10 protein-coding genes are annotated in these 12,175 nt (G+C 57.8%); 4 read left to right on the top strand and 6 right to left on the bottom strand.

Features of this window, described 5'->3' with window-relative positions; translation table 11 throughout:
- Positions 1–461: 461 nt before the first annotated feature.
- Genes KP703_RS14690 through KP703_RS14675 form a run of 4 tightly spaced genes read right to left on the bottom strand, consistent with a single transcriptional unit; the run spans position 462 to position 6,142 of the window.
- Positions 462–1,418 (bottom strand): isoaspartyl peptidase/L-asparaginase family protein, encoded by a 957-nt coding sequence (locus KP703_RS14690; protein WP_215755462.1) that lies wholly within the window; start codon positions 1,416–1,418, stop codon positions 462–464.
- The gene (locus KP703_RS14685; RefSeq protein WP_215755461.1) at positions 1,415–2,332 is read right to left on the bottom strand and encodes a polysaccharide deacetylase; all 918 of its coding nucleotides are present in this window, start codon (positions 2,330–2,332) and stop codon (positions 1,415–1,417) included. Before KP703_RS14685 ends, KP703_RS14690 begins: the two co-directional genes overlap by 4 nt.
- Complete coding sequence (locus tag KP703_RS14680) at positions 2,329–3,798, bottom strand: peptide MFS transporter (RefSeq protein ID WP_252354111.1); 1,470 nt, start codon at positions 3,796–3,798, stop codon at positions 2,329–2,331. Before KP703_RS14680 ends, KP703_RS14685 begins: the two co-directional genes overlap by 4 nt.
- A 4-nt stretch (positions 3,799–3,802) precedes the next feature.
- Positions 3,803–6,142, bottom strand: coding sequence for a TonB-dependent receptor (locus tag KP703_RS14675; protein ID WP_215755459.1), 2,340 nt, complete (start codon positions 6,140–6,142; stop codon positions 3,803–3,805).
- Between the two features lie 212 nt (positions 6,143–6,354).
- Here KP703_RS14675 and KP703_RS14670 point away from each other — a divergent pair, with 212 nt between their 5' ends.
- The 3 genes from KP703_RS14670 (at position 6,355) to KP703_RS14660 (ending at position 8,988) form a co-directional block, all read left to right on the top strand.
- Entirely contained in the window at positions 6,355–7,416 is a 1,062-nt protein-coding gene (locus KP703_RS14670; protein WP_215755458.1) for a GntR family transcriptional regulator, read from the top strand.
- Positions 7,417–7,440: 24 nt separating this feature from the next.
- On the top strand, positions 7,441–8,136 hold the full coding sequence (locus KP703_RS14665) for a creatininase family protein (RefSeq protein WP_215755457.1): 696 nt from the start codon (positions 7,441–7,443) through the stop codon (positions 8,134–8,136).
- A gap of 366 nt (positions 8,137–8,502) precedes the next feature.
- Positions 8,503–8,988 carry a cupin domain-containing protein gene (locus KP703_RS14660; RefSeq protein WP_062272171.1) on the top strand — a complete coding sequence of 162 codons (486 nt, stop codon included), beginning with the start codon at positions 8,503–8,505 and terminating at the stop codon, positions 8,986–8,988.
- An 873-nt stretch (positions 8,989–9,861) separates the two neighbouring features.
- Here the strand turns inward: KP703_RS14660 and KP703_RS14655 are convergent.
- Positions 9,862–10,242 carry a nuclear transport factor 2 family protein gene (locus KP703_RS14655; protein ID WP_215755456.1) on the bottom strand — a complete coding sequence of 127 codons (381 nt, stop codon included), beginning with the start codon at positions 10,240–10,242 and terminating at the stop codon, positions 9,862–9,864.
- Positions 10,243–10,401: 159 nt separating this feature from the next.
- Between KP703_RS14655 and KP703_RS14650 the strand changes: the two genes are divergently transcribed.
- On the top strand, positions 10,402–11,520 hold the full coding sequence (locus KP703_RS14650) for a DNA alkylation repair protein (protein ID WP_215755455.1): 1,119 nt from the start codon (positions 10,402–10,404) through the stop codon (positions 11,518–11,520).
- Positions 11,521–11,614: 94 nt separating this feature from the next.
- On the opposite strand, the gene KP703_RS14645 is transcribed toward KP703_RS14650, so the two are convergent.
- Positions 11,615–12,175: M48 family metallopeptidase (locus KP703_RS14645; RefSeq protein WP_215755454.1), on the bottom strand; the 561-nt coding region annotated here is incomplete at its 5' end.

Here is a 12,175-nt window from a genome sequence, read left to right as displayed (position 1 = left end):
AGGCTGTGAGTCTCGAGACCTATCTTGCAGGGCGAGATCGGACGACCATCGCTGAAATCCTGAAGGCCGTCCCAGACGCCGCCGAAAAGGAATTACCTGTCAGGCTCAAAGAAGCTGGATGGGAGCCCCGGCGTTCAGCGACAGAACGCTTCTGGCTGAAAACTCACAACGGGTAGACTGATGAACCGGCTCTCCTTCTCGTCAGAGAGGGAGAGTTGGTGCACGCCAAGCAGACAGGCAGCTTCCGCCTCAAGTCAGACATCGACGTGGTGATGGTGGCTGCCCGAAAGCGGACATTGTTAGGTGAACCGCGATAGACAGCGTTTGGGACAAAACTGCAGATCGCCATCGCCTCTGAGAACGACCAGTAACGCTGAAACCGGTCATTCTTGGTGTAGCGAAGAGCCCGCGCGGCGGCCCGGTTCGGCCTGAACGCCGGAAGAAGCCTAGCGGCTCGGGTCTCAACCCAGAGTACACTCCGAGTCCCTGTGGGTGGCGACGAAGAGTACGCCGTCGGCGTCTATCCAGCCGCGAAACATGCCTTCGGTATTGAACTCCGCGCTGATCGTGCCCCTTTGATCGATGGCGATGACGCCGCCGCCGATTCCATGCGGCGTGAAAGCTTCCGCCAGGATCGCGCGGGCGGCGTCGGCGAGCGGGCGATCCTCATAGCGTATGCGTGCCGCGATTTCGTGCGCCACGACATGGCGGATGAACTGTTCACCCTGTCCAGTGCAGGATACGGCACAGACACCGTTTCGTGCGTAGGTGCCAGCACCGATGATGGCACTGTCGCCCACACGACCGACCGCCTTATTGGTAAAGCCTCCGGTAGAAGTGGCCGCTGCAAGATTTCCGTCGCAATCCAACGCGACCGCGCCGACCGTGCCGTGCTTTTCGCTCTCGCTGGCGAAGGTGCCCAGCCGGTCATGTGCGCGCATGGTTGCCAGGGCTTCCGCGCGGCGTGGTGTGGTGAAATAGGATTGGGGCACTGTTTCCAGCCCGTGGTCGGCGGCATACGCGTCGGCGGCCGGACCGGCAAGCATCATGGGAATGCTCTGCTCCATCAGCTTTCGGGCCAGGCGTACCGGGTTGCGCACCGCTTGGGCGCCTGCGACGGCGCCCGCCTGCACCGTTGCACCGTCCATGATCGACGCATCGAGTTCGTGCTGCCCGGAGGCATTCAGCGCCGCGCCATATCCTGCGTTGAAATGCGGGGAGTCCTCCATCACCGTCACGCAGGCTTCGACGGCTGCGACGGCGGAGCCGCCGGCAGACAGGATCGCGTATCCGGCTTCGAGCGCCTTGCGCATGTCGGCGCACGCAGCAACCCATTCGTCCTCCGACAAGAGAGCGCGGGACATGACGCCGCAGCCGCCATGCAGTGCGATGACGGGGCGGTGGGCCGATGGGATCATGATGACATTCCTTGAGCGTTGGCCATGCACCATGTGGCCACCTGTTCGTGCGTAGCGAACCAGACATCGCCTTTCTGCCGTGCGGCTTCGAGCATGGAGCCAATGATGCCGACGCGGCTGCGGTGCCCGCTGATGTGTGGGTGCAGCGTCAGCAGGAACAGGCCGCCTTCGTCATGAGCGCCCTGGAATTCGGCCATGAAAATATCCAGCACGTCGCGAGGCGCGGTGTAGGGGCGTAGGGCCGAGAAGCGGTCGAAGTTGAAATAAACGGCGTCGTCTCTGATCCATTCGGGGGGCAGTTCGACGATACCGGTGGCTTCGCCGTCCTGCATCAGCTCGTACGGGTCGTCATCGGCCATCAGGCTGCTATCGTATAGCAGGCCCATGCGACGGATAATGGACAATGTGTTGACTGAAAAATCCCAGCTGGCCGTGCGGATGCCGACGACCGGCCTGCAGCTGATATCCTGCAACACGTCGCGCGCGCACGCTGTCAGGTCCATCTCGGTTTCGGCGTCCAGGTTGGTATTGCGCTCGTGAATCCAGGAATGGATGCCGATTTCGTGCCCGTCGGCGACAATGCCGCGCACTTCATCGGGATAGAGGAGAGCGGACACAGCTGGGTAGAAAAAAGTCGCTGGCACGCCATGCTGTTGCAGCAAGGCTCGGATGCGCGGCACCCCGCGACGGCTACCGTAATGGCCCTGGCTGATCCGCATCGGACTTTCATCGCTGTCGCGCAACGGAATCGTATCGTGATCGGCATCGAAGGAGATGGCGAAGGCGCAGCGTGCGCCACCTGGCCATGTTCCGGGATGCAGAGAACGCCCGCCCCTGGCGCGACCGATGGCGGTGCGCCAGCGGCTTTCCGGCCACTGCCAGGGAGGGAGGGAGGAGTCGGGAGACGTCGTCATGGCAGGATGTCCAGAGGCGTTACGTCGGGTGAGGCCAACGGGGAAAGAGCACGGCGCCATTGGGCGTCCATCCTGCGAGCGAGGGGGACGAACAGCGCGGAGGCGAGCGCGACGAGGGCCGCGAGGGCGGCGAGATTGCCGAACAGATGGGTATAGCCGGCGGTCGAAGCGGTGCCGGGACCCGCGGCGCCATAGCTGGCATCGGTGGCGACCAGACTGCCCAGATAACTTGCGAGACCGCCCAGCACCGAGAAGCAGCCCATCAGGCGGCCGACGCCGTCGGGCGGTGCGTAGCGGGCGATGACCGCTAGGCCGAGGGCCGCGATCAGCAGTTCGCCCAGCGAGAACAGCGCGTATCCGGCAACCATCCACCAGGGGGAGATCGGACCTGCGGCGCCGGCCAGCGCCGCCGCGCGCCACAGGACAAAGGACCCCGTGAGCAGCACGAAGCCGGACAGGAAGCGGATGGGGACGGAAATCGGGCGGCCCCTGCGATCCGCGCGATGATACAGCGCGGCCAGGCACGGCGCGAAAAGGACGATCCAGAGATTGTTCAGCGACTGGAACTGACCGGGCTGCACGACCCAGTCCACGCCCGCGAGGCGGATGGTGCCCGCCACATGGTCACGCGCGAAGCCGGTCAGGGAGGTGGCGATCTGCTGGTTGAAGAGGAAAAACAGGATGGCCTCGGCCTGGAGGGCGAAGGACAGTCTGAGCCCCGCGCGCCAGGCCGCTGCAGAGCGCCGGTAGAGCATGATCCAGATCAGCAGGATGGCGGCAGCAGCGATCCAGATGCAGGTTCGGGCTAGGGCCGGGTAGTGCAGCAGGGTGAAGACGGCGCCGACCGTGAGGGCGAGCAGCAGCCACAGGCGGCGGTCTGCCCGGTCGGCCGACGGAGGGGCTGTGGCCGGCAGGGTCAGGGAAATGGCGAAGCCGGCCCACAGCACGGCCGCGGAGACGCCGAAGCTGGCCTGCCAGCCGATATGGACGGCGAGGAAGGGGATGACGAGAGCCGCGATCGTCGCCCCGATATTGATGGACATGTAGTAGATGGTGAACACGATATCGAGCCGATCGTCGCCGTCGCTAAAGGCATGGCGCAGCAGGCTGGTGATGTTGGGCTTGAAGATGCCGCCGCCGCAGACCAGGACGGCCAGGACGAGGGAGACACCGGCCGTGCCGCCCATGCCGCTGGCCAGCCCGGTATAGCCGATGGCCAGAAGCGCAAGTGCCACCGCGACCGTGCGCCGGGCGCCCAGCATCCGGTCTCCGAGCCAGCCGCCCAGGACGGGCACGCCGAACATGAGGGCGCTGAACGCGCCCCACAGCATGATGGCGCCCTGTTCGGACAGGCCCATGGTTCTGACGAAATACAGAACCGAGACGCTTTGCAGACCGTAGAAGCCGAACCGTTCGCACAGCTCGAGCGTCGCGATCCGCAGGAAGGTGCGCCGGCGGGATTCCATCACGTCAGAACCTGGCGCTGACGGAGCCGAAGAACTGGCGGGGAGAACCTGCCAGCAGGGATTGCCGGTCGCCCGTCAGAGGGAAGCCCTGCTCGCCCACCGTGGAGATGTAAGGCGTGTTCAGCAGATTGTAGACATCGAACGAGACAGAGACGTCGCGGAAGATGCTCTGTCGGCCAAAGCTGTAGCGCGCGCCAACATTGGTCATCCAGAAGCCCGGCACGCTGGTGTCGTTGGTATAGCTGAGATAGCGCCGCGAGATGTAGTTGGCATCGAAATGGGCTGTGAGCCCCTGATAGGTATAGATCAGGCTCGTTTTGTACATGAACTGGGGATAGGCGGGAACCTTCTTGCTCTGCAGATGGTAGAGCACGCCGCCCGAGGTGATGTTGTTGTCGTAGGTCGAGTGATTGTAGCTGATGCTATTGTCGATCGCGAGGTGGCGGATCGGCCGGATCACCACGTCGGCGTCCACGCCGTTCATGCTCACGCCGCCCAGATTGCCGACGGTCGAGGTCGGGTTGACCAATGAACCGGACGCCATCAGGCCGAGGCGGTTGGTGAAATTGGAGCGGTAGGCATCGACCGAGGCCGAGACGACTTCGCCGTAATAATGATAGCCGACGACGTAAGTCCAGTTCCGTTCCGGGCGCAGAGTCCGGCGTGCCACATCGAATGCCGCCTGGTTCTTGACGCCCCATAGCGAGGGAACGCTGCCGGACTGGTAGCCTTCATAGGTGAAGGCGCGCATGTTTTCGGCGACGTCGAAATAGAGTTCGTGATGACGGAGGAAATGCCAATCGATATTGACGTGCGGCAGGAAGGCAGCCGACGAGGTAACGCTGCCGTTGGGCAGTTGAGCGACGTGCGTGTAAGCGACGTCGTTTTCGTTCGCACCGCCGGCGGTGGTGACGACCAGGGATTTGAAGCCGCCCGTGATTGCGAGGCCGGGCAGGATATGGTATGTATCGGTCAGATGATACTGGACCGTATTGGTGTTGAAGCCCATGCCCCAGACCTGGGCGAACGGGCCGCCATAGGTGTTGAAGGGACCGATGGCGCCGATCGGGGCGCCCTGGCCGAGAACGGGTTCGGAATAATAATATTTGCCGATATTATAGGCGTTGTTTTCAAACCATACGCCGGTGCGCAGCACGTTGTTGCCATATGTGTGGGTCATCTCGGTGGTGAAGCCGAGGCGGCGGACCTTTTCGGGGATGGCCATGAACGAGAGCGGGGCGCCGGTCGGTGAGGCGACGTACGGGTTGGCCCAGGTCGAATATTCCTGGCTGCCATGGCCGTAGAACAGGGTTTTCCAGCGGATATGGTGGCCCATGTCGAAATCGAGCGTCAGGCCGCCCAGATAGTCGCGTTCGGCCTGCCCGCCATTGTAATAGGCGGCATCGGCGGGATCGGACAGCGAGGCGAACGAGGCGGGGTAGATACCCTGTGCGGCCAGGTAGGCGGTACGATAGTCGGGCGCGTAATTGTCCAGGCGCTGGCCGACCTTGTGCAGGAGTTCAAGCGACAGATCCTGATATTCATACTGCGCGAGATCACTCCAGTTGAAAAACGCCTTGACGCTGCTGTTGTCGCCGATCGGCTGAACGATCTTGGCATTAACCTGCTGCGTGAACTGGTCACCGTAGCCTTTCCATTTGTCGCCATCGACCCGCATATAGGACACGTAGGCCTTGGTGCCGTGGGGGGTGAAGGTGCCGGTGTCGCCTTTTACATAGGTGCGATAGCTATTGTAGCTGCCGAACATCTGCGAGACGACGCCGCCAGCTTTGTCGGCCGGATCGGCGGAAAAGAATTCCATCGCGCCGCCCAACTCGCTGGTCGAGGGAAGCGTGACATCTCCGCCGCCCTGACTGAGATTCATTCTGGCGATATTATCCTGCGTAATCGCCGAGTTGATGTCGAGGCCATTATATTTGTTGTACGACTGATCGCCGAGCGGAATTCCGTCGAGAGTGGCACCGAGTTGGCTCTGGTTGAAGCCACGTACATAGAACGATTTGGAATAAATATCGAGGCCGAGCGGATCGTTCGACACGAAGTTCGCCCCCGTCAAACTGCCGAGAATCTTGAGAGGGCTTGTGCCCGCGACGAATCTGTCCATGTCCTTGCGAGACACATCGGTGATCGCGCTGTGTGCAGCCCGCAGCGCGGCGGTGACCATGATGTTTTCGTCCTTCGCCGTAGACGCGGCCTGCCGATGTTCGGGCCTCGCGTGATGCTTCTGGCGGAGGACAACGTCCGGCGGCGTGGCAGCCAAGGCCGTCGACGACAACAGCATGAAGGCTGCGGCGCCGAAAGGGTTCATCTTTTTGGTGAACATATACGTGCCTGAGCCTCCATCGCGTCATATCGGATCGTCGGGTCCGCCGGTCAGTCATTCGTTATCCGGAACGAACCGCAGTCAGATTAAGCATGAAACATGTTACTGTTCAATGATACAATTTGCTCGAATCGCCATTTTTATCATTCTTGTATGTGACAAGTTTCCATTCTAGTATGTCCGCGCAGATCGGGGGGTGCCGGAATGCCGTCGTGACGGCCCCGTTACCGAGCGACAACGGGGAGTATCGGGTCATTCGACAGGACAGCGCCAACCTCGACGCGCAGGAACAAGAAGAACTCGAGCGTCTGGACGTAACCCTTTTCCGGATCGACAGAACGCTGGAGTTGCCCATCGGAACCCAACTCAAGGGGCAGATCGAATATGGAATCGGCCTGGGTGTCATCCGGCCGGGCCAGCGGCTGCCTACGGTACGTGACCTGGCCGAGCGGCTGTGTATCTCTCCGGTCACGGTAGGGCAGGTCTATGCCGAACTCAAGCGTGGCGGTGTGTTGCGTGGCCGGACGGGAGCAGGAACCTTCGTTGCCGACCTGTTGACCGGATGGCCTGCGCCCGATGCGCGTGGTTCGGAGATCCAGTCGTCCATTGATGCGCTGGTAACACATGCCCGCTCGCTAGGGCTAAGTACGAGCGAGGTTCTGGGCTTGGTTAGCGCGTGCATGGAGAGTGGCGGCCTCAGCGTGCCGTCGCCATCAGTGATGGTCGTCGGCAATTTCATTCAGACCACGATCGCCTATTGTCAACAGATGGAACGGCTGAGCGAGGGAAAAGTCCGCTTTTTGCCGACGACGATCACCCGGTTACAGACCAGCCCGTCAGAACGGCAGCGCGTTAACTTGTGCCAGCTCGCTGTGACATTTGCACATCGACGCTCAGAGGTGGCGCGTATGCTGCCTGGGCTGGGAGTGGCGGTCATCACCTTCATTCCGTCGATGGAGACACGGATGAAACTGGCGCAGATTGATCCGGGAAGCCGTGTCGTTCTCGTCGTTATCAATCCGGAGTTTGCAGGGTCGATGAAAGCGGGTGTGGAGCAGTTCGCGCCACACATCACGACGCCTGCGGTCGTAATAATCGACACGCCCGAATGCGAGGAACGGATGAAAAGTGCAGATGTGATCGTTTACGCGACCGGAGCAGACGATCTCGGACTGAAGTTTCCCGCCGAATCGGTCAATTTCGAGTACCAACACACGCCCAATCCCCATGATGTCAACCGCCTGATCGCTGAGCTAACCGCACGGCAGCCTTAAGAAGGCATTTTCACAGGGAAAATTATGAATTTACGCGAGATGAATTGGATGCAGGTCGAGGCCTATCTGAAGGAGGATGACCGCATTGTCATACCGCTCGGCTCGACCGAGCAGCATGCCTATCTGAGCCTGTTCACCGATGCGATCCTAGCAGAGCGGGTGGCGCTTGATGCCTGCGAGCCACTGGGCGTTCCCGTCTGCCCTGTGCTTCCGTACGGCATGACGCCACGGTTTCTAGCCTATCCCGGTACGATCTCCCTACGCAGTGAAACCTATCTCGCTCTCCTTGAAGATTTGGTCGCCAGCCTGCATGGTCAGGGATTCCGGCGTTTTGTGTTCGTGAACGGACATGGGGGTAATACCCCGATTTGGCCGGCTCTATCCGTATGGTTCGAGAAGCATACGGATAGCACAGGTATATTTCATGACTGGTGGCGATCTGCGAAAACATGGCGCATCGTAACCGAGACTGATCCAGTAGCGACGCATGCGTCCTGGATGGAGAATTTTCCTTGGACGCGTCTTACCGGCATTGCCCAGCCTGAAGGAGCAAAGCCCGCCATCATGCCGGAGCAGTTGCATGACTTGACTCCAGACATGATGCGAAGCTACCTTGGTGATGGTAATTTTGGCGGACGTTACGAACGTGCGGATGTAGAAATGCACGCCATATGGGCCGTTGCCGTCGAGGAGACGCAGCGGATCGTCGCGGCGATCTGACCTTATCCGGCTCGGTGGCCGCGCCGCAAGAGAGATGGTCCCATCTGTTCGGACAGTTTTTGGGTTTGAATAAGCTATAACCAACTGTCCGAAAAACCGGGTCCACTTCTGCCATTACTCACGTTAATTGCCTGAGTTGAGTGAAGCGCTACCTTCCGTGAAGATGCACTAGACACCGCTTTCCCTGTTTTTAGCTTGTAAGCAGACAGTCGACTTCCGCCTCATCCCAGACATTTCATGCATTCGGAAATGATTCGCATTACGGACATAGAGCGACCGATGGTCATCGTGTCATACTGATTTTTCTATGATCGAATGCCTTGCCGACTACAGTGTTGACTATAAATTCTGAAAAAAGAGGAAACAATGAACAGACGCACCCTCATTATCGCTATCGCCATTTCACTAATCTCGACAGGCTCAGCAAGTTTTGCACAGAGCCATAGCCATGACGGGGCAAAGGTCATTTCCACCCCCGAAGATGTCCAATGGCAGCCCGCACCAGCTATCTTTCCGCAGGGAATGAAAATTGCCTATCTTTATGGCGATCTAGCAAAACATGAACCTTTCACCATCCGGGTCATGATGCCTGCTTACAGCGTTATTGCACCGCACACGCATAATCTTGACGAAATGCTCACGATTATATCTGGCAATCTCGATCATTATACCGGCCCGAAAATGAATCCATCAGAGGGACTTCGTATGGAAGCGGGCGGGTTCGTGCATCTTCCGGTGAATATGGGGCACGCCCTGAAGGCTGGGGATAGCGGGGCTATTTTGCAGGTTTCCGGTGTCGGTCCTTTTGGCATGACCTATGTCGATCCAAAAGATGATCCACGACACAAGTAATAGTCATCGAATCAGTGTTCCGACGTAGCCCGAGACTTCCACGCAATGGGGATCATGGTCTCAGGCACGTCGATACACACTTCATTCCAAGGTAGGCCGACAGCCCGACGCATTAAGCCTGTATGCCGATCAGTTTCTCGCTGAGCCCTCACAAATGGGTGGCCGACCAGGGGCGATGGCTTACGGCAGGATACTATCAAGAGCCTTATGATCGTTCGGTATAGCCTGTACGATGTCACAGTTTTCACAATAAACGCTGCCCAGGCCGTCGAGACTCGGACTGACTGCACACCAGACTGTTGCTGCTGCTCCTTCCTCAAGGCTCTTGTAAAACGCATGCTGACTGGCCGGTCTTTCTCCATTTTCATTGAGAAAACCTTATGCTTTGCAAGCGTTCTGCCGTGGCACATTTATAATGTAAAACTGCGCTTTTCCGGGAATTCTTCATCGGTCCAGAAAATAAATTGGAGATGAGAGAGTTCTGTCAAACTGCGAAGCAGACAGACGGTACCCGCCCTCTTGTCGGACGTAAAGGATCTATCTTTATATTCTTGAAAGCGGATATTCCCGGGTGATCACAATTCAAGATCGGATAAGGGCCCAACCACTTGAATGATGAGTAAAAATCTTCTGGAAAATCGTTGTTGGCATAAGTGAATGAAGTCTTGCCGGAATCGCGAAGTAACTCCATAACATATTCGCACCGAATTATCAGGATTTATAGCCAGAACATGATGGCTGTCGTAAAGAAATAATCGAGAAGAAGCGGCGCCCGGCATCTGTCATATCTGCGGGCTTTCCAGCCTGACATTCTGGTTGCTCCCCTTTTTTACCACAATGGATATAAATATGACAGGCGTCTTGTGAAGTTGCTCACTTATCGAATTGCAGAAAAGCTTTGGAGAATACCGACCATCTTCCGCCTGTTTTGATCAGATTAAGATATTCACAGCAGTCAGAGCCAATGGCGTCATTTTCGGTAATAATGCGTACGACCGCCGTGACAGGAGTAATGTCGAGTATATCGATATGAGATGTGATTTCCGGGGAAGCTCCGTGGACCCTGATAAATTTGGCCGCCAGATTGCCAGCCCCCCCCACAAGCTCACCGTCGACGATGCCATGCGTCACGACATCTTTATGAAATATATCGGACATGCTGTTGGCATTGCCAGTGCGCAAGGCCTCGACATATCTTTCAAGGAGTCCACGAACATCTTTATATTCACTTACCGGTATATTTTTCTTGTTCATGATCAGCCCTTTTTTGTCACAATGCCTAACGATAAACGTGAAATTTTAGATCTGTTGCGAAAAGGTATCAAGATACGCCTTGCATGTTGTCCCTCTCTCTGCATTCGATCTCGGTGACACGCACCTTATCCAAAACGACCCGGTAAGAGATTTCCAGCTATGAAAGACATATTCAGCCTGGCGCTCATATGTGAGATTGCCGCCGAATTTCGTGCCGTGGATATCTCTTTTGATGCCGACGCCTTCATCGCGCGTTCAATGGAGGGCCTGAACAAACTGGAACTAACCGGTCGTGCTGCACATATCGCGGACGCCATGCGTGTATATCTGCCTGCGCGGTTTGCTGAAGCCGCCGCTGTCATTGGAGCATCTCTTGGTCCAGAATTGCCGCCGACCGGTAAAATTGGTGGTGCGGCGCTTCGTTACATGCCGCATGTCCTTTTTGTTCGAAAATATGGCCTTGACGACTATGAGGCAGCCATGCGGGTTCAGGCTGAACTCACCAAGAGGTTTACTGCTGAATTCAGTATCCGAGCCTTTCTGGTGAAGTATCCGGAACGAGCCTACGAGCAGATGCTGGTATGGGCTGATGACGACAACGCGCATCTGCGTCGATTGGCTTCGGAGGGGATACGCCCGCGCCTGCCATGGGCGCCTCGTTTGCGCGCGTTTCAGCACAATCCGCGCCCTGTAATTGAATTGCTTGAACGTCTCAGAGACGACCCTGTGCCCTATGTGCGACGTTCGGTCGCGAACAATCTGAACGATATCGCTAAAGACCATCCTGAATTGGTTATCGAGACCTGCCGCCGTTGGGCGCAAGAAGCGCCTGAGGGACGTACCTGGATTGTCCGCCATGCTCTTCGCTCGCTCGTCGCCACTGGCAATCAGGATGCAATACGCATATTGGGAGGTGCAGCAAATCCTTCGATACGGTTATCAGGCGTCACGATCGCCCCACAGCATGTCACACTGGGTGGAAACACGCGCGTTTCTTTTGAAGTCGTGAGCACTGCACAACAGAGCCAGCGCTTGCTAATCGGCTATACCGTGCATTTTGTGAAAGCCAACGGAAGTTCACGCGCAAAGTTTTTCAGGCTTCGCACCCTTACGATACACTCCGGAGAAAAGATCGCGCTCAGTGCTACGGTGTCTTTGGCGACTATGACCACACGTCGTCATTTTCCAGGCAACCACCGTATTGACGCCATCATCAATGGCGAAGCCCATCCCCTCGGGAACTTCGAAGTAATAACTTCAATGTCCGTCCCTGCGTGATGCAATTTACCGGGAAGAAGATTCGTTTGAATGACTGATATATGAGGGCGCAGCAGTAAACCGGACGGTCCGCCTTCCCCCCATAGCTGCCGCATCAGCAGGAAAGGACCAGTTCTGCCATCCCGTCCAATCTGGCTTTATGGCGTTCCCACTCTGGCATGAAACGCGCTAGAAGACCCCAGAAAGCGGCACTATGATTGTGCTCCTGCAAATGACATAGTTCATGCAAGATCACATAATCAATGCAGTCCCGTGGGGCTTTGACCAGATGCGGGTTGAGCGTGATGGTCCCACCCGGTGAGCAGTTGCCCCATTGCGTCTGCATCACCTGGAGCTTCAGGGCAGGGGGCGTGGTGACCCAGAGTGCTGACGGCAGTAGCGCGTCCAGACGTGTCCGAAACACGTTCTGCGCCCGCGCAAAATACCAGAGTTCCAGAAGCTTCTGAATCCGCAGAGCGTTGCGCTCCTGCACGGAAACTTCCAACCGCCCACGTAACATCCGCACGGTTTCTGGCACATCGGGCTGATGATGCACTTTCAGCAGATGCCGCCGTCCCAGATAGAAGTGGCTTTCCCCGCTGACATAGGCGCGCGGCGTGGCGTGTTCCTGCACTGCCCGGAAGTCCCGAAGCTTCTGCCAGATCCAGCGGATCTT

The sequence above is a fragment of the Acetobacter sp. P5B1 genome (assembly GCF_018811985.1).
Lineage (GTDB): Bacteria > Pseudomonadota > Alphaproteobacteria > Acetobacterales > Acetobacteraceae > Acetobacter > Acetobacter cerevisiae.
Note: the sequence above shows the minus strand (reverse complement) of the source record. Positions and strands in the feature narration are given on the sequence as shown.